The 17,763-nt window shown below is 46.4% G+C and carries 15 protein-coding genes; 8 read left to right on the top strand and 7 right to left on the bottom strand.

Annotated elements, in window-relative coordinates; genetic code table 11:
- Positions 1-4: 4 nt before the first annotated feature.
- The 5 genes from NST38_RS21980 to NST38_RS21960 are packed head-to-tail and all read left to right on the top strand — an operon-like array spanning position 5 to position 5,939.
- Positions 5-745 (top strand): thioesterase II family protein, encoded by a 741-nt coding sequence (locus NST38_RS21980; RefSeq protein ID WP_076254390.1) that lies wholly within the window; start codon positions 5-7, stop codon positions 743-745.
- A gap of 35 nt (positions 746-780) precedes the next feature.
- Positions 781-3,114 (top strand): ABC transporter permease, encoded by a 2,334-nt coding sequence (locus NST38_RS21975; protein WP_076254392.1) that lies wholly within the window; start codon positions 781-783, stop codon positions 3,112-3,114.
- 12 nt (positions 3,115-3,126) lie between these two features.
- On the top strand, positions 3,127-3,894 hold the full coding sequence (locus NST38_RS21970) for an ABC transporter ATP-binding protein (RefSeq protein WP_047843824.1): 768 nt from the start codon (positions 3,127-3,129) through the stop codon (positions 3,892-3,894).
- Between the two features lie 60 nt (positions 3,895-3,954).
- Entirely contained in the window at positions 3,955-4,590 is a 636-nt protein-coding gene (locus tag NST38_RS21965) for a TetR/AcrR family transcriptional regulator (protein ID WP_036615194.1), read from the top strand.
- A 20-nt stretch (positions 4,591-4,610) separates the two neighbouring features.
- Positions 4,611-5,939, top strand: coding sequence for an MFS transporter (locus tag NST38_RS21960; protein WP_036615192.1), 1,329 nt, complete (start codon positions 4,611-4,613; stop codon positions 5,937-5,939).
- 162 nt (positions 5,940-6,101) lie between these two features.
- Here NST38_RS21960 and NST38_RS21955 read toward each other — a convergent pair whose 3' ends face one another.
- The 3 genes from NST38_RS21955 to NST38_RS21945 all read right to left on the bottom strand — a co-directional run bounded on the left by NST38_RS21955 (position 6,102) and on the right by NST38_RS21945 (position 9,202).
- Positions 6,102-6,926, bottom strand: a complete 825-nt coding sequence (locus tag NST38_RS21955; RefSeq protein WP_076254393.1) for a carbohydrate ABC transporter permease — start codon at positions 6,924-6,926, stop codon at positions 6,102-6,104.
- A 1-nt stretch (position 6,927) separates the two neighbouring features.
- The gene (locus NST38_RS21950) at positions 6,928-7,800 is read right to left on the bottom strand and encodes a carbohydrate ABC transporter permease (RefSeq protein ID WP_017687164.1); all 873 of its coding nucleotides are present in this window, start codon (positions 7,798-7,800) and stop codon (positions 6,928-6,930) included.
- A 103-nt stretch (positions 7,801-7,903) separates the two neighbouring features.
- A complete protein-coding gene (locus NST38_RS21945; RefSeq protein ID WP_076254395.1) occupies positions 7,904-9,202 on the bottom strand; it encodes an ABC transporter substrate-binding protein in 1,299 nt (432 codons plus the stop codon).
- A gap of 180 nt (positions 9,203-9,382) precedes the next feature.
- Here NST38_RS21945 and NST38_RS21940 point away from each other — a divergent pair, with 180 nt between their 5' ends.
- Together NST38_RS21940 and NST38_RS21935 are read left to right on the top strand one after the other, a co-directional pair.
- Positions 9,383-11,260 carry a cache domain-containing sensor histidine kinase gene (locus tag NST38_RS21940; protein ID WP_076254397.1) on the top strand — a complete coding sequence of 626 codons (1,878 nt, stop codon included), beginning with the start codon at positions 9,383-9,385 and terminating at the stop codon, positions 11,258-11,260.
- On the top strand, positions 11,253-12,074 hold the full coding sequence (locus NST38_RS21935) for a response regulator transcription factor (protein ID WP_076254399.1): 822 nt from the start codon (positions 11,253-11,255) through the stop codon (positions 12,072-12,074). Before NST38_RS21940 ends, NST38_RS21935 begins: the two co-directional genes overlap by 8 nt.
- On the opposite strand, the gene NST38_RS21930 is transcribed toward NST38_RS21935, so the two are convergent.
- The 4 genes from NST38_RS21930 to nirB all read right to left on the bottom strand — a co-directional run bounded on the left by NST38_RS21930 (position 12,075) and on the right by nirB (position 16,634).
- Positions 12,075-12,704 carry a YfbR-like 5'-deoxynucleotidase gene (locus NST38_RS21930; RefSeq protein ID WP_074095934.1) on the bottom strand — a complete coding sequence of 210 codons (630 nt, stop codon included), beginning with the start codon at positions 12,702-12,704 and terminating at the stop codon, positions 12,075-12,077.
- Positions 12,705-12,988: 284 nt separating this feature from the next.
- Positions 12,989-13,771 carry a formate/nitrite transporter family protein gene (locus tag NST38_RS21925; protein WP_076214272.1) on the bottom strand — a complete coding sequence of 261 codons (783 nt, stop codon included), beginning with the start codon at positions 13,769-13,771 and terminating at the stop codon, positions 12,989-12,991.
- Between the two features lie 49 nt (positions 13,772-13,820).
- A complete protein-coding gene (gene nirD, locus NST38_RS21920; protein WP_076254401.1) occupies positions 13,821-14,147 on the bottom strand; it encodes a nitrite reductase small subunit NirD in 327 nt (108 codons plus the stop codon).
- Positions 14,148-14,204: 57 nt separating this feature from the next.
- The gene (gene nirB / locus NST38_RS21915) at positions 14,205-16,634 is read right to left on the bottom strand and encodes a nitrite reductase large subunit NirB (RefSeq protein ID WP_341344056.1); all 2,430 of its coding nucleotides are present in this window, start codon (positions 16,632-16,634) and stop codon (positions 14,205-14,207) included.
- Positions 16,635-16,909: 275 nt separating this feature from the next.
- On the opposite strand from nirB, the gene NST38_RS21910 reads away from it, so the two are divergent.
- Positions 16,910-17,617, top strand: a complete 708-nt coding sequence (locus NST38_RS21910; RefSeq protein ID WP_076254404.1) for a metal-dependent hydrolase — start codon at positions 16,910-16,912, stop codon at positions 17,615-17,617.
- Positions 17,618-17,763 lie beyond the last annotated feature (146 nt).

The following is a 17,763-nucleotide window of genomic DNA, read 5'->3' as shown; positions in this document are numbered from 1 at the left end:
AGTGATGGAACCGATCTATTTGGAGCAGCTACAAAAGGGGGAGGGAAACAGACAAATGGTCTGTTTTCCTTATCTCGGTGGCAACTCCAACAGTTTTCAGCCCCTAGTGCCGTACCTTCCTGACACGGAAATTTGGGCGTTTACGCCCCCGGGTCATGGTCTGAACACCGAAACACCCCTGGAGCATATGCAGCAACTCGTAGAACTGTATACCAGCAAGCTGCTGGATGTTATACAGCCTGGCAGTCTGTTATTTGGACATAGTCTGGGAGGAATTACAGCCTACTTCGTTGCGCAGCGCTTATATCAGGAACGTCCAGATGTAGCTAAAACGCTACGGCTTGTGTTATCAGCCTGCAACACGCCTGACGAATGCGGGATGCAGAATTATGATCGGATGTCAGACGAAAATCTGATTGATCATCTGTTTTCCTATGAAGCTCTCCCGCATGAACTGATACATGAAAAAGAATTATTGAATTATTTTCTGCCCGTCATCCGGGCGGATTTCAGGATGCTGGAATCTGCAGCAACGCTTGAATATGAGCCGCTCTCATTGCCGGTGTTGTATCTGTGGGGAGAACGGGATCGTACCGTTACCCTTCAATCCGCGTTGAGATGGGGCCGATATTTTGGCACATCCATGAAGCTTCAAACCATCAAAGAGGGTGCTCACATGTTCATGATGCATCAACCTTCAACGGTGGCGCATTGTCTGACAAGCTTTATGACTCCAGATAAATAGGAACAACTTGTAGATGAGAGGAGCCATGTTCGTTTATGCTGCTACGAATGCTGAGAAACGATATAACGAGAAAAAAAGGGATTACGGCTGCTTTATTTATTTTTGTACTGCTGGCCGCCTTGCTGGTATCTTCGGGGTCACGAATGATTATGGAACTGACGAGTTCCATCCAATATCTATTTTCTGAATCCAAAACACCACATTTTGTGCAAATGCATGCCGGAGAACTCGATCAGGTCAAAGTGAATACATGGGCTGAAGAAAATGCCATGGTCCAGCAGCATCAGATTGTGGAAATGGTTAACATTGACGGCTCTAATCTGTTTCTCGGAGCAGAGTCCGAAAAGAACAGCGTTATGGACATTGACTTTGTTACACAGAATCAGGGTTTCGACTATTTGTTGAATCTGGACAGTGAGATTATTCAGGTGAACGATGGCGAGATCGCGGTTCCGGTATATTACATGCAGCAAAAAAAATTGAGCGTGGGCGACCAGGTTCGGATCGATAATGGTCAATTTGAGCGTTCTTACACCATCGTTGATTTTGTCCGTGATGCTCAGATGAATCCATCGGTTGTGCACTCCAAACGTTTTATCGTGAGTGCAGGGAATTTGCAAGAACTGAAGCAGAGCATCGGAGAGATGGAGTATCTCATCGAATTCCGGTTGACCGATCCCGGACTGACAAGTGAATTTACCCAGGCTTACCAAAATGCCGGACTTCCCAACGCGGGTCCAGTCGTAACCTATGGGCTGTTCCAGGTATTGAATGCCATGACCGACGGAGTTATTGCAGCCGTTATTATTTTGGTCAGTCTTGTGCTGATTCTGATTGCAATGCTCTGCATCCGATTCACGATGCTTGCGACCATCGAAGAGGATTATCGTGAGATTAGTGTCATGAAAGCGATAGGGATTGCAGAGAAGGATATTAAAAGACTGTATCTGATGAAGTATGTATTTATGGCGGGATTTGCATCCGTGCTTGGTTACATTGCATCACTTGGCGTTAACAGATTATTTGTTTCCAACATCATGTTGTATATGGGAAAAGCACCTGCAACCCTGTTGCATTTCGCGATTCCGTTATTAGCCGCTGGAATAATATTTGCCATGGTTGTTCTGTTTTGTCGAACGGTACTGCGGCGTTTTCGTTCCATCTCCGCGGTGGATGCTCTCCGTACCGGGAGCCTGGGAGATACACAGATCATTCGAAACCGGCTTAGTTTGTCCCGCAATCGCTGGTCTTCCGTACCTGTCTTTCTTGGTCTGAAGGAAGTGATACAGCGAATCAAGATGTTCCGATTATTGTTATTTGTCTTTGTAGTCAGTTCATTTATCATGATTGTGCCGGTCAACTTCCTGAACACTTTGCAGGCGCCAAGTTTTATCTCTTATATGGGTGTTGGACAAAGTGATATTCGCATTGACTTGAGGCACACAGACGATGTGGAGCAGCGTTATGACAATCTGGTTGCCCAGATCCAAAATGATAAAGACATCAAAACGTATTCCCCATTGGTAACAAGCCAGTTCAAGATTAAAAATGCGGAAGGAAGTTACGACAATCTGAGTGTAGAAACTGGGGATTTCAGTATTTTCCCATTGTCTTATGTTAGCGGTAATGCGCCAACAACCGAGAATGAAATTGCGTTATCTGATGCCAACAGTAGCGAGCTGCGCCTGAAGACTGGTGAGCAACTTACCTTGCTGGTTAATGGCAAGGACCAGATGATGACGGTCAGCGGAATATACCAGGACGTTACGAATGGTGGGAAAACGGCGAAGGCCTTATTACCTTACAACAAGGATAGTGTGTTGTGGTATGTGGTCAGTTTGGATCTGAATAATCGCGGGGACATGGCTACCAAAATTGCTGAATATGAGGCGGCTTTCTCGCCAGCCAAAGTAACCGATCTTCAAGGTTATCTGGATCAGACGTTAGGCGGAACCATCCAACAATTGAAAATGGTGACGATGCTGGCCTTGGTCATCGGTGTCTTCATATCTATTTTAATTACAGCACTGTTCCTTCAGATGTTAGTAGCCAAGGACAACAACGACATTGCTGTACTAAGAAGCCTTGGGTTTGCCTTGTCTAAAATCAAGTTCAAGTATGTCGTGATGTCACTTGTCATATTAATCTTAGGGGTTGTTACTGGAACGATATTGTCCAATACGTTGGGTCCGTTGCTGGTTAGTGCCATTATGTCGACGTTTGGTGCTTCCAATATTGTCTTTGTTGTTAACCCGTTACAAGCATATATTTTGTGTCCATTGTTACTTGCAGGCACGATTGTACTGACAGCATGGATTAGTATCCAATCGATCAAGGAAACGAGCATATCCAAAATGATTGTCGAATAGGGAGGATCAACGATGACAACTATACTTGAGGCTAAAGACGTGAATAAATCCGTAGCGATCGGCGAGAATGAAGAACATAACATCTTAAAAGATATCAACCTTCAATTAAAAAAGGGAGAATTTGTTTCCATCATGGGGCCATCTGGCTCAGGCAAGTCTACCTTACTGTACAACATAAGTGGTATGGATCAGATTAGTGCTGGAAGTGTCTATTTTAATGGCAAAAAAATATCGGCATTTGAGGAGAGGGATCTGGCAAGTCTACGTTTGACCAAGATGGGATTCATCTTTCAAAATATTCATCTGCTCAAGAATCTGAATCTATTAGACAATATCGTACTTTCCGCGTATCTGGCCAAGAATAGCAGCAGAGAAACGATTAATACACGGGCAATGTCATTAATGAAAAAAATGGGGATTGATGAGCTTGCTGGGCATAACATCACCCAAGCCTCAGGCGGACAGCTTCAACGGATTGCCATCTGCCGTGCGCTGATCAATAATCCAGATATTTTATTCGGCGATGAACCAACGGGGGCGCTGAATTCCAAATCAACGTATGAGATCATGGATATTCTGGGCGATATTAATGCAACGGGTACAACCATTCTGCTGGTGACCCATGATGTGAAAGTCGCTGCCAGATCGGAACGTGTACTGTTTATGATGGACGGTAAGCTGGTTGCAGACAGAAATATTGGAAAATATGCAAGAGAGCGTCAGGATCTGAAAACAAGGGAAAGCCATTTGGCGCAATGGTTGACTGAAATGGGGTTCTAAAAAAAGAACTCCATGACTACAATAGACCGACAGTCGGTCGAACGTATCGGAGGCCAGGATATGAGACTGATAAAAAACCCGGAAGAACGCAGGAACGAGATTTTGGATGCCGCCGAGATTCTGTTCATAACAAAAGGGTACACCAAAGCTACGGTCATGGATATCCTTCAGGCGTGCAACATTGCCAAGGGTACATTTTATTATTATTTTCAGTCCAAGGAAGAGGTCATGAACGCCATCGTCATGCGTTTTATTCTGAGCGGGGAGGCATCGGCCAGGCACGTGGTGTCCGATCCCAAACTGAATGCCCATGACAAAATTTTTCGCATCATGATGGCGCAGAATCAGCCTGACGGCAGAAAACATGATCTCATCGAGCAATTGCACAGTGTTCATAATGTGGAGATGCACCAAAAGAGTCTTGTTGAGACGGTAATTCGATTAAGTCCCATCTTGGCCGAGGTGGTAGAGCAGGGCATTCAGGAGGGGGTATTTCATACACCTAACCCAAAGGAATCCATCGAATTCCTGCTCGTATCGTCACAATTTTTGCTGGATCGAGGCATCTTTCAATGGGAGGAGGAAGAACTCCAAAAAAAGGTTGAAGCATTCACACATATTATGGAACGTGTGCTGGGAGCAGAACAAGGAAGCTTCGCCTACGTCACTCGCCTTTATTTTCCGAATCAAGGTTAGCCGAGAAAGGAGTATTATCCATGGAACATACCGTTCAAAAATCATTTAAAAAGTTTCTGGTCGTATGGTTCGGTCAGCTCATCTCCATGATTGGGATTGGACTTACGGCCTTCTCCCTGGGGGTGTATGCCTTCGAAAAAACGAATACGGCAACAAGTGTTGCATTGATTACCTTATTCACGTTTCTGCCGAATATCCTGCTTCGACCTATTGGAGGGGTACTGGCAGACCGATTCGACCGTCGAACGATGATGATTATCGGCGACCTGGGGTCGGCAGCCGGTTTGATTTTCATTCTGTCCATTATGCTCACAGGTGATATCCAATTATGGCATATCTATGTGGGAGTGGCCTTTAGTTCGGTGTTTTCCGCGTTGCAGAGCCCGGCATATAAGGCCTCTGCTACGGACCTGCTGGATAAGGATCAATTCTCAAAAGGAAGCGGTCTTGTACAACTGGCTGAATCCTCGAAGTTTCTGTTTTCACCCATCATTGCGGGCATTCTGCTTAGTATAACAACCATTGAAGTCATTCTGGTCATTAATATTCTGACATTCCTGGTTGCCATTCTGGCTGTGCTGGTTATTCGGAAGAGCATGAAGGTGGAGCGAGAGGATCGAGAAGGAAAAAACTGGATCACCGATATTCAAGAGGGCTGGAGAGAAGTTGTAACCAACAAGGGAGTACTGTTGCTGGTGGTGATTATTTCACTTGTCACCTTTTATCTGGGATTCCTGGAGACACTCATTGGTCCGATGCTTCTGTCATTCACGGATGCAAAGACACTTGGAACGTTTCAGTCTGTTAGTGCCATCGGCATGCTGATTAGCAGCTTGTGCATCGGCATATTTACAATAACAAAGAGATATGCAAGTGTACTTGTGATGGGGCTGATTTTGTGCGGTTTGTCCTTTTCGCTTCTGGGGATATCCACTAACATTTATTTTATTATCTTCGCAGGTTTTCTGTTCCTGTCATCGCTGCCGTTTGTCAATATGAGCGCAGATGTGCTGGTGCGAAACAATATCGCCAACGATAAGCAGGGCAGGGTATGGGGAATCATTGGTATTCTGTCACAACTCGGGTTTATTATCGCGTACAGTTTGGCTGGATTTCTGGCCGACCATGTGTTTAATCCGTTGCTGATGGAGGGGGGAGCACTGGCTTCGTCTGTTGGTCAAATTATTGGAACTGGGCCAGGCAGAGGTATTGCCTTTCTGTTTATCATCGCGGGTCTGTTTGTTATTCTGATCGCAATAATCACATCCCGTTTGAAAATGATCAAATCTCTGGAGCAGAGCCCAGATATAGCGGCTCCATCCGATGTTGGCGGGTTGGCGCACGATTAATTCGAATCCAACAGCGTAAGCCCTTGTCCGCAGCAGCGTGTGATACTTCTTCTGTACGAAGAAGTTGTTCACACGATGAAGCAGACAAGGGCTTTTTGTGCTGAGGAGTCAGCAGATGTACTTAGAAAAGATGGGTTTGTGTATTTAGATTGTCGGTGGAGCTTACCCTTTAACCGCCCCAGAAGTTAGTCCTCCTACAATATACTTTTGCCCAATGAGGAACACAATCAACACAGGCAATGACGTGAGCACGATATCGGCACTGACCAGATTCCACTGGGCACTGAATTGTCCAAAGAAGTTATATACAGCCAGCGTCATCGGCCACATCTCCACTGTATTCAGCATATAGAGTGGGGCAGTAAACTCATTCCAGACACTCAGGAAATTAAGAACAAATACCGTTACCAGCACCGAGGTTAACAAAGGTACAATGATTCTCAGGAACAGCTTGATCCCGTTACATCCGTCCATGATCGCGGCTTCATCCAGCTCCTTCGGGATGTTAGACACAAACGCATACGTAATGAACAGCGAGATTGGAATCCCCATAGCCGTGTAGAGCAGAATCATGCCGACATGTGAATTGATCATACCCATGGACTTCATGACTTCCATCAGCGGAATGTAGTTAAGCGGTAGGGTGATACCAAGAATCAGGAAGAAGTACAGAAACTTGCTGAGCCTCGAATGGTTGCGAGATAACGTGAAGGCCGAGAAGGCCACAACAAACACCAGTAGCAGAGAAGAAGCCCCAGAATGCAGCAGACTGTTGAAAAAGGAACCGCCCAAATGTCCCTGTTCATAGACAATTTTGTAATTTTCGAAAATAAACTTCTTGGGCAACGTCAGTTTAAGCACTTTGGCCTCGGCGTCCGACTTGAATGAATTCAGTACAATGACGACAAAAGGAATCAGGACCACCAGGCTAAGCAGCCAGGCGAGTACATTTAACCCGATCGAAGCCAATCTTTTTCTCAATCGCATGTCAGTATTCCACCTTTCGGTTCATCAAACGAATGATGAAAAAGGAGATGATTGCCATGATGACAAACAGGATGGTGGATAGTGCACTTCCGAGTCCCCAATACCCTTTGGCAAAAGAGGAATAGACCGCTGTGTTAATCACATCTGTTGCGTTACCGGGTCCACCATTGGTTAACACGTATACGGCATCGAAAACTCTCAGCCCATATGTAATATTAAGCACCGTGGCGATGGTAATGGTAGGCATCAGCATCGGAATCGTGATTCGGAACAGCTTCTGCCCGAATCCGGCGCCATCAATGGATGCTGCTTCGTAATAATCACGGGGAATGGCGAGCAGTCCGGCGATGAACAGCACCATGATGTATCCCATGCCTTTCCACGTATCCACTGCCATAATGGATGGCATGGCCCAGGTCAGGGAGCCCAGCCAGTTCTGGGCGAGAACGTCCAGTCCCATGGAACGCAGGGTTACGTTAACGAACCCGTTGTTGGGGTCAAGCAGACTTTTGAACACAAGTCCAACAATCAGGAACGATAGCACCTGTGGTGAGAAGATAATCATCCGATGCAGATTGGCGGCCTTTACACCGCTAACCAAGAGTAGAGCCAGAAATAAGCCCAGCACGGTCTTGGCGATGGATGTAACCAGGGTGAAGAGGACTGTGTTTTTGATAAAAAGCAGATAGGTCGGATCCCCCGCCAGAATGGTGCGGAAATGCTCCAGACCGATAAAGTTCTTCTCCGAACTATAACTGTTCCAGTCGGTGAAGGAGTAATAGATGCCCAGCAGGGCGGGAGCGACAATGAACAGCAGATATAACACAATCGCTCCAGATGAGAAATACCAGGGATAGATTTTGTTCGCATTCATAATCCGTAACACCTTTCCTTCCTGCCAAAATACATGAGCGGGCAAACGCCCGCTGCATGTAACGTTGTTCAGCGTTTATATTTATCTGAGATGAGCGCTGTTACTACCACTTCTCATCTTTCAGCACTTTGGCTTGTTCAGCACGACGTTTATCAATATTTTGCAGAATCTGATCCGGTGTCATTGCGCCAGCGAACATGCCTGACAAGTCCTTGCCAATATCCATCCATTGTGGATCAATGTATTTCACAGCGGCCTGCATAACCGTACCTTTTTCATGATCTTTCTCATAGTCGATGTAGTCCTGTGTCAGCTTTGGTTCGATTTCCGGCCAGCAGATCGTCAGGTTGCCTTCACCTTCATCGAACACACGCTGCAGATGATCATGCTCGGTAATCCAGCGGAAGAATTTCAGCACTTCTTCGGGATGTTTACTGTTTTTGTTACCAAACATCGCAGCCGATCCGCCCGGATTCACTCCAATCGTCTGATTATCTCCCCACGGCATGACGAAGAACCCCATATTGTCTTCCATTTCCTGATACGCTTCGGACACTTCCTTTTCCGTACCTGGCACCCGTAGCAGCATGGCCGCTTTCTCCTGACCAAACGCTTCAATGCCCGCTTCTACCGTATTGGACAAGAAGTCTTTGCCGAAATAACCGAGATCCGCAAATTCTTTCAACTGTTCAATGACCGTCCTAAGCTGTGTCATATCTGCGACTTTCATCTCATTGTTGTTTAATTTCTCGTAAGTTCCCGCTGTTGTTTGCTCATAGTTAGGTCCCGTTTCGAACAAAGGCAGAACCTGATACCACCCGCTGGCAGGTGCTTGATAGAACGGAATGATGTCTTTATCCTTAATTTTCTGGCTGATGGCCTTGAATTCCGCATAGGATGTAGGAGGCTCTATGCCGAGCTCTTGGAAGATACGTTTGTTATAGTACACATACCAGATTTTCGTTGGCGCAAAAGAAACCCCGTACACCTTGTCATTATGACTGACAGTTGGCAAAATCTCTTCAGACATCCGACCTGTGAATTCCTCATTGGTCAGGTCAATGGCATTCTCCTCCGGTCTTACGTTAGCCGGCATGCTCAGTGGGTCCACATCGACATTGAAAATATCAGGTGCTTCGCCAGAAGCGAGCTTCACCTTGATCAGGTCACGCCACTGTGCGTCAGGCACGACCTGGAAGTCAATTTTGACACCCGTCTCCTGCTCATATTCCTTGGCCATCGTCTGCATGATGCCTGTACGCGGAATACCGGATTGACTTGTTCCAAACGTGAGAGTCACCTTACCCGAACCTTCCGTACTTTTACCTGAGTTGCACCCGACAAGCAGCAGAGTGGAGAGCAGGAGCACACTTGCAAGCGAAAATAGAAATCGTTTTCTCATCATTGAACCTCCCGGAATATAAAGAAAATTGTCACTTGCCGAAACGCTTTATGTAAGCGTATTCTTATGTGGATAACTTTACTGTGAACAAGGGATGTGCTCAATAGACAAAAGCGTTCTGTTGGGTGGACATTTTCGAATGGTGTGACAGATATCATCATAGGACGAGGTGTGTGAGGATTGCGATATCGATTTGGAACGCTTCAGCAAAGTCTGTTTGCCTATTACTCTGCGGTATTTATTATCTTTTCGCTGATTGTGGCGGGGCTTCTGTATGTATTTCTCGCAAGTGACATTCGTCAGCGAAGTGAAGAACAGCAAAGACAACTGGGGGTATCAATTGTCAGTAACCTGGATCAGGAAGTGGTGAAAATGAACAACTTCTCCATGAATATCGTGTATTCCAATCTGGTCAAAGAACACTTCAGTCACTACTTGGCACCAGCAGAAGACAGTGAGCAGACAATGACGAGTGATCCGGCATTGTATAAGGATACAACCACACTAATTGACGTCATTCTCGCGATCATCAGCAGCTCCAATACAGCCAAGCAGGCCAACATCTATGATGTGAACGGCAAGATGCTGGGAGCGGGTGCATTCAACGGTCAACTGTCGGTAGACCTGACTCAGCGACCGTGGTACAAGGAAACCTGGGAGCGGAGTGGCTGGCGAGTGATCCAATTGTTAGAGGGCGGAGCCTTGCCCATGCCGACCGGCGAGGGTAACTCAGATCAACCTTACATTTCGCTTACCCGTGTATACAAAGATGGCAATTATGTCAGCCAGGGTGTCGTTGAGATTTTGCAGGATGCCGGAACCCTGTTCCAGCATTTGAATGATTTGCAGACAAATAACGACGATCTTCGGATCTATGTAGTGGATGAACAAAATACAAGGTTGTATCCACTTTCTTCGGATGCCGATGCTTCTCAAGCAGGCCATTTCGATGATGTGGACTTGATTCAAAATCTTTCATTTCCGCCTGATACGATGCAGGAGATCACCGATCCTATGAGTCAGTCCAAACAGATGATGACGTACATGACGTCACAGGAGACGGGATGGACCGTTATTGTCATGCAGTCCAAACAGTCCCTTTTCGCGAGTCTCAACCGGATGGCTATGATGTTTATCGGTGCCACGTTAGCTACTCTCATGCTGATTCTGGTTCTCTCGTATCTGATCTCCAAACGGGTTACTTTGCCGCTACATCGTTTGCAGCGCATTATTCAGAAAACGGGTGTGAATGATCTGGTATCGGGTCAGGATTCCGGTCAGTTGTTCAAGCTGGAGCATCCCGGTTCTATTCGGGAGATGGATGAGCTGAATGATACGTTTATCCGGCTGAATCAACAGCTTGTGCAATCGTTTCAGGACAGGCTGGCGATGAAATCTCAGGAGACAGAAGCGAGATTACTGGCGCTGCAATCCCAGATGAACCCGCATTTTCTCTATAACAACATCACTAATATTAGCATCATGGCGGAAGAGGGCATGAATGAGCAGATTGTCGCGTTCTGCGCCAATATTGCGTCTATGCTGCGTTATATTTCTACTCCGGGAAAGAATGGGGTTCCCCTGTCTCAAGAATTGGATTATTGTGAGCGATATCTGGAGTGTATGAAGATTAGGTTTGAGGATGATCTACACTACGAGTTTCATATTCCGGAAGAGATGAAGTATATCCAGGTTCCGATGCTGATGGTACAACCACTACTCGAAAATGCCATGAAATATGGACTGGGTGATACCCCGCCATGGAAACTGAATATTACTGGAGATATGGATGCGGCACAGCAGACCTGGCAGATCCACGTGGAAGACAACGGACCTGGCATGGAACCCGAGGCACTTGCCAAGATCATGCATTACATCGAACAGTCACAGGAGTGGGAGCGTATGCCTGACCTCGAAATCAACGGCATGGGACTCAAGAATATATGGGTCCGATTGAAATTATGGTATGGCACGGCAGCCCACATGCAGATTACAAACAAGCCTTCCGGCGGTGTCCAGATTACAATAGGTGGTTCCATTCGAAAGGAGCATGACTGAACCCGTGACAATCAAATATAGAACGATTATTGTGGAAGATGAAGCCCTGATTCGCCGGAATGTCTCGCGCAAATTCAGAGAGTTGGACACCCGGTTCGAGGTGATCGGTGAAGCGCGGAACGGTCAGGAAGCATTACAGCTCATTGAACATTCTGTACCTGATCTGGTTGTAACCGATATACAGATGCCGGTAATGAATGGATTGGAACTCGCCAAACATCTGTACTTTGCCTATCCGCATGTGAAAATTGTCATTCTGAGTGGTTATCATGAATTCGAATATGCACGGCAGGCGATCAGTTACAAGGTGGAGGATTATCTGCTCAAACCATTATCGGAAGACCAGCTTCGTACACTGCTGGATGCGATGGAATTGAAGCTTGGGAGCGCTGTGGATTCGCTTGCCCATGTCAGTGCCGTACTGGATGAGCAGGTGAAGCCGGAGGATATCGCAGAGGCCGTTAAGTTGTATTTGAAGCAGAATTACATGCATGAGATTACACTCCAGGACATGGCGGGACAGATGTATTTTAGTGTGGACTATCTGGGAAAGTGTTTTAAGAAAGTAACGGGTGAGACTCCGCTAAAATATATGACAGGCCTGCGGATTAATGAAGCGAAGCGCATGCTCGTTACGCACGAGAATATGGATATCAAGACTATTGGTGGAGCGGTAGGGTATAGTGATTCCCACTATTTCAGCCGGATCTTCAAAAACAAAACGGGCATGTACCCTAGCGAGTACCGACTGCAATTGCAGGAACGAAAAAAAGCCCTGTCCATGGATGATGAGCACCATGTTGACTTGAGCTGATTACTGGGCCAGAGCTTCTTCGGTTATTTTGCGAATATCAAACGGGGAGCGGATACCTTCTTCGATCATGTCGGGGAGAATCTGTTCCAGGAAATACTGCACACAGTGGAGGTCGATATTTTTGATTTTTACCAACGCATAACGGTACATAACGATAAATTCTTTCTCCGTATTGCCACGTTGGAGCTCAGCAAAGGCTTCATATACCTGATCCATCTTGTCTGCGACTTCGAGAATCAGTCCTTCAACCGATTGGTCTTTGCCCTCACGCAGCTGTCTGCGGAAAATAGGCTGGAACTCTTCAGGAATATTTTCATTAATAAAATGTTCAACCATGCCTTCTTCCACCTTTTGCAGCATCGAACGCAGCTCCAGTGAATAATGTTTGACGGGTGTTTTGATATCACCGATGAAGATTTCGCCATAATCGTGACTGCTCGTAATTTCGTATAACTTCTTCCAATCGATGGTGGTTCCATGTTGCTCCTCAATATCTGCGAGCGTTTTGGCGTACTGTACGACTTTCCAGGAATGGGCGGATACGCTGTGTTCTTCGAATTTGAATTTGCCAGGTGTACGAATAATACGTTCAAGATCGTTTAGTGACCTGAAGTACGTGTGAATTCCCATATAAGCGTTCATCCTTTGCTGGTTGAGTATAAGTGTGAGTATCCATCGACTATACGCCAGTTATGTCAACTGTGGATTAACGCGGATAGCGACGAAGGTAAAATGAAGTTTTAATTCTCTATAGAAGGACAAGAGGATGAAAGGGAAACGTACAAGAGAGTAGCAGCTTATCGACAAACAATAAAAAGCCACGATGTGTGACTGAACGTGAGTTCGGCATCCATCGTGGCTTCAGTGTGTAGATGTTGTGCTCTAGCGCTACATAAGTGCAGTTGAATCAAGAATTATGATTTTTTACGTACCGGCGAAGTATACCAGTACGCCATTCCAACAAAGAGGGCACCGCCGATGATATTACCAAGCGTTACCGGAATCATGTTATGGAACCAGCCTGCCATCGTGATTGTATCCGGGTGGTTTGGCAGCAACCAGGATAAAGACAGCAAAGTCATATTGGCAACACTGTGCTCATAACCACTTGCGATAAATGCGTACAGACACCACCAGATCAGAACAAGTTTGGCGATATCTTCTTTGGAGCGAGCTGCCATCCAGATCGCCAGACAGACGAGCCAGTTACAGAGAATGCCGCGGAAGAACAACTCAGACACGGGCGCCGCCATCTTTTTGGCAGAGACAACGAATAACAGATGTTCCGGTGTGGCCGTTTTGAATAGACCGCTACCGACTATAAGTAAACTTAATAGAATTGCGCCGAGCAGGTTACCAACAAAGACGAGCCCCCAGTTCTTCAGCGTTTCGTTCACTGTGGTTCGGCCTGCCAGTGTACTCATGGTAAAGAACATATTGTTACCTGTAAACAGTTCCGATCCGGCAAAGATAACCAGCGTGAGCGCGAGTCCGAAGGACATGCCCATCAACATAGTTTGCAGTGGTGACTGTGCCGCAAGGAGCGGAGCACCAATACTGAAGATCAGAACGATGCCAAGCCCTACATAGGCACCAGCCATCAAGGCAGCAACCATATATCGTGACAGGCTTGCGTTCATTTGATCCCGTTTTTTAACCGCAGCTTCAATAATTCCCTCAACACTTGGTGTATACATCATGGTTTCCCCCATTATTTTGCATCAATCTTCGAACGTTTCAATGGAGCTATATTTCAATCCAGACCTGGCCGTTCTCTACCTTCACTGGATACATCTGTACTTGACCGTTGTCTGGTGCTTGCACAAGACCGGTAGTCAGGTCGATTTTCCAATCATACAGCGGATCGTACAGATAATGCCCGGACACGATGCCTTCAGCCAGCGGCCCACCCTTAGGATGGGGGTTGTGATTATCCGCAGCGAAGATGGTACCATCCGATGCAAGAAAGACAGCAAGCTGATGATCCTTAATCTCAACTACTCTTCCGATTCGTGGCAGGAATTCTTCAACTACTCCGGCAGGGAAGTAGGTGCCTGATTGTTTTGTCGTCATCTTAAACCACTCCTTATCTATATTTAACATTCCGGCAGTATTAATCTGCAAGCTTACTTATGGACGAGCTGATACTTCGATGCCATGGAACATTTTACTTTGGCCTTCTTCATTGCGAATCGCTTTTTGCCAAGGTTCTTCAACATGCTCAAGTGCAAATTCAATCCGCTGCATCAACGCTTTACGTTCCTCAAGGTTATCCACAACAACCGAACGAATATGCTCCAGACCCATGCGTTCCACCCACTCGGACGTCCGTTCCAGATAGTTACCTGTCTCGCGGTAATATTGCATGATGGCGCCGCACAGTTCAATCAACTCTTCATCCGTTTTCACTTTGCATAAGGAATCAGCCAGTCTTGCTTTAATACCGCCGTTACCACCGATGAAGATCTCCCAGCCTCCGTCGTTACCAACGATACCGATATCTTTGGTACATGCCTCTGCACAGTTTCGCGGACAACCGTTGACGGCATATTTAAACTTGGCTGGCAGATCCAGACGTTCGAATTTACGTTCGATGCGAGCACCCATGGCCATGGAATCCTGTGTACCGAAGCGGCAGAATTGGGAGCCGACACATGTTTTGACCGTACGCAGCGATTTGGCGTATGCATAACCTGAAGGCATATCCAGTTCAGCCCAGACTTTGGTCAAATCTCTTTTTTTGACACCAATCAAGTCGAGACGCTGACCGCCAGTCACTTTGACTGCTTTCACATCATATTTGACCGAAACGTCAGCGATGCGTTTGAGGTCTGCCGGTGTAGTTACACCGCCATACATCCGAGGTACAACCGTATACGTTCCATCTTTTTGAATATTCGCGTTCATACGTTCGTTAACAAAACGGGATTCTTTCTCATCTTCGTGTGTGTCTGGTGCAATCATGCCAAGGTAATAGTTGATCGCCGGACGACATTTGGAACAACCTTCTGGCTGACTCCAACCCAGTACATTCATGACCTCTTTGGTCGTTTGTAATCCTTTTTCACGAATCTCGGCTACGATTTCATCTCGACCCATGGAAGTACATCCGCAGATGCCCTGTTTGGCTCCAGTACTGAAACTGTCTCCAAGTACATATTGCAGAATCTGTTCCACAACCGGTTTACACCCACCGCAAGAGCGTGTTGCACCGGTACAGGCTTTGATTTCATCAACAGTGGTAAGGCCCTGGTTTGTAATTACATCAACAATGGCTCCTTTGGTTACCCCGTTACATCCACAGACGATTTCGTCCTCGGGCATCGTTTCAACAGAAGTTGCTTTCTTATGACCGCCGCAGCCTGTACCCATGAGTGAACCGTACAATTCCTCGGTCATTTCGGTTTGATTTTTAATCAGTTTCTGCAATTCGGCAGAATCCGTAATGTCACCGAAAAGAACAGCGCCGACCATTTTATTATCACGAAGCAGAATTTTTTTGTAAGTCCGTTTCCAGTCATCTTTGTGCGAAATGACGGTGTGCTCTGGACTGTCGATGAATTCACCGGTTGAAAAGACATCTACACCCGAAATTTTCAATTTCGTGGATACAACTGAACCTTCATAAGGAGCGGTCTCCACACCGCAGATATGTTTCGCCAGAATCATACCTTGTTCAAACAATGGGGCAACGAGGCCGTAACATACCCCGCGGTGCTCTGTACATTCCCCGACCGAGTACACATTCTCAAGTGAAGTCTGCATATAGTCATTCACGACAATGCCCCGGTTGACTTCCATACCGCTTTCCCGAGCTACGACCGTATTAGGTTTAATCCCTACAGCCATGACAACAAAATCAACATTCAGAACCGTATCATCTGCAAAACGTATCCCTTCAACGCGTTCGCCGCCCAGTAGTTCGGAGGTCTGCGCACCCATTTTGAAGCGGATACCCTGACGTTCGAGTTCCGCCTTCAACATGGCTGAAGCTTGTGGATCAAGCTGACGCTCCATCAGATCTTCCATCAGATGCACTACGGTAACTTCCATGCCAAGTTGTACCAAACCTTTGGCAGCTTCAAGGCCTAGCAGTCCGCCCCCGATAACGGCCGCTCGTTTATACTGCTTAGCAGCTTCCAGCATGACATTACAATCGGCGATATCGCGGAAACCGACAACACCTTCTTTGTCATGTCCTGGTACAGGGAGAATGAAGGAGTTGGAGCCAGTCGCAATGATGATTTTGTCATAAGGAACGCGAGTTCCATCTTCAGTCACAACTTCGTGTGTCTCGGCATCGATTCGTGTCACCGTTGTGCCTGTGTGCAATGTAATGCCGTAATCTTCATACCAGTGAAGGTCGTTCAGCACGATGTCATCCAGTGTTTTGCTTCCTTCCAATACATAGGACAACATAATGCGGTTGTAGTTAGGGTAGGGCTCTGTGCCAAAAACAGTAATATCAAATCGCGATGTTAATTTCAAAATTTGTTCTACGGTACTGATTCCTGCCATTCCGTTACCTATGATAACGAGTTTCTCTTTTTTTCCGTTCATGTGTGTATGCCTCCTTGGATAGACGCTGTACATTACCAACAATTTTAGTGGTTTATATTTGAAATTATACAAGTAGTTGACGACAGTTTATGTGATTTAATTCACTAATAAAGATAGAAGAGTCATAAATATAATAGTGTGAGCCCTATCACAGAAAGTTATATTTATTTTCATACAAATAAGAAATGCGAACTATTGTTCTTATTTTGTTTTCGTTGTAAAATCGGAACTGGGCCGTATTGTTCCCGATTTCTTCGAAAGGACGTTTTTGCATCATGATGGGAAGATCCCACCTTATTATCGGGACAGGCGTGTCGCTTTCTGTTCTGCAGTTGGCCGGTATGCCGGTGACTGCACCGGCAGTTACGGTTGCTCTGATTGGTTCGTTATTGCCTGACATTGATGAGCCAAATTCGCTGCTGGTATCCAGAGCCTTGCCTAACAGTCTGATCAGGTTGTTACAGACGATTCTGTTGCCCACAGCTGTATTTGTGTACTTCTATGTTCATGCCAAACCATGGAACCTGTTGCTTGCGATCCTCATTGCGCTCGTGTCATTCCTGCCTTCACGTTCGCTTCGCAAAGTGTTGATGTTTGTGATTGGACTTGGGCTGGTCTTCTATGGTCACGCGTTCGCACCGTGGAACTTGATTGCAGGCAGTTTGTTAATGCTCTGCACCACACTGACTCATAGGGGACTGACACATACCCTATACGGAACCGCAATATGGGCGGGCTTGTTGTACAGCACGACCCAGCAGCAGGGACCGGAGATTTGGGTAGCGGGAGGCACGGCATATGCGATGCATCTGTTGGCCGATTCACTAACCAATCGGGGTATTCGTCCGTTACCACCACTTAAGTGGCGCATACGGGTGAATCTGATGAGTACAGGGACCAAGCGTGGGGCCGTTGTAGAGAATGTCTGCATTGTGCTTACTCTTATTTTGGCCTGGATTGCATTCTCACCGCTATTTCTATAGCCATCCAAAAACGCCAGCCCGCATATTGTGGGCTGGCGTTTACAGGTATGGATTTCATAATGAATAAATCGTAATAACCTAGCCAATTCAGGATTGAGAAGGAGAATCAGTCAGGTCGTCAATATCGGAAGAACCGAATACAAATA

The organism is Paenibacillus sp. FSL H8-0104 (assembly GCF_038050215.1).
GTDB classification, from domain to species: domain Bacteria; phylum Bacillota; class Bacilli; order Paenibacillales; family Paenibacillaceae; genus Paenibacillus; species Paenibacillus amylolyticus.
The sequence above is the reverse complement of the archived record's forward strand: the minus strand, read 5'-3'. Positions and strand labels throughout refer to the sequence as shown.

Bases quoted from the DNA above. Each gene is read 5' to 3' on its own strand.
- NST38_RS21935 (WP_076254399.1), top strand. From the start codon at position 11,253: ATGACTGAACCCGTGACAATCAAATATAGAACGATTATTGTGGAAGAT.
- NST38_RS21955 (WP_076254393.1), bottom strand. From the start codon at position 6,926: ATGCGATTGAGAAAAAGATTGGCTTCGATCGGGTTAAATGTACTCGCC.
- NST38_RS21950 (WP_017687164.1), bottom strand. From the start codon at position 7,800: ATGAATGCGAACAAAATCTATCCCTGGTATTTCTCATCTGGAGCGATT.
- NST38_RS21965 (WP_036615194.1), top strand. From the start codon at position 3,955: ATGAGACTGATAAAAAACCCGGAAGAACGCAGGAACGAGATTTTGGAT.
- NST38_RS21980 (WP_076254390.1), top strand. From the start codon at position 5: ATGGAACCGATCTATTTGGAGCAGCTACAAAAGGGGGAGGGAAACAGA.
- NST38_RS21970 (WP_047843824.1), top strand. From the start codon at position 3,127: ATGACAACTATACTTGAGGCTAAAGACGTGAATAAATCCGTAGCGATC.
- NST38_RS21925 (WP_076214272.1), bottom strand. From the start codon at position 13,771: ATGTATACACCAAGTGTTGAGGGAATTATTGAAGCTGCGGTTAAAAAA.
- NST38_RS21910 (WP_076254404.1), top strand. From the start codon at position 16,910: ATGATGGGAAGATCCCACCTTATTATCGGGACAGGCGTGTCGCTTTCT.
- NST38_RS21960 (WP_036615192.1), top strand. From the start codon at position 4,611: ATGGAACATACCGTTCAAAAATCATTTAAAAAGTTTCTGGTCGTATGG.
- NST38_RS21945 (WP_076254395.1), bottom strand. From the start codon at position 9,202: ATGAGAAAACGATTTCTATTTTCGCTTGCAAGTGTGCTCCTGCTCTCC.
- NST38_RS21930 (WP_074095934.1), bottom strand. From the start codon at position 12,704: ATGGGAATTCACACGTACTTCAGGTCACTAAACGATCTTGAACGTATT.
- nirB (WP_341344056.1), bottom strand. From the start codon at position 16,634: ATGAACGGAAAAAAAGAGAAACTCGTTATCATAGGTAACGGAATGGCA.
- nirD (WP_076254401.1), bottom strand. From the start codon at position 14,147: ATGACGACAAAACAATCAGGCACCTACTTCCCTGCCGGAGTAGTTGAA.
- NST38_RS21975 (WP_076254392.1), top strand. From the start codon at position 781: ATGCTGCTACGAATGCTGAGAAACGATATAACGAGAAAAAAAGGGATT.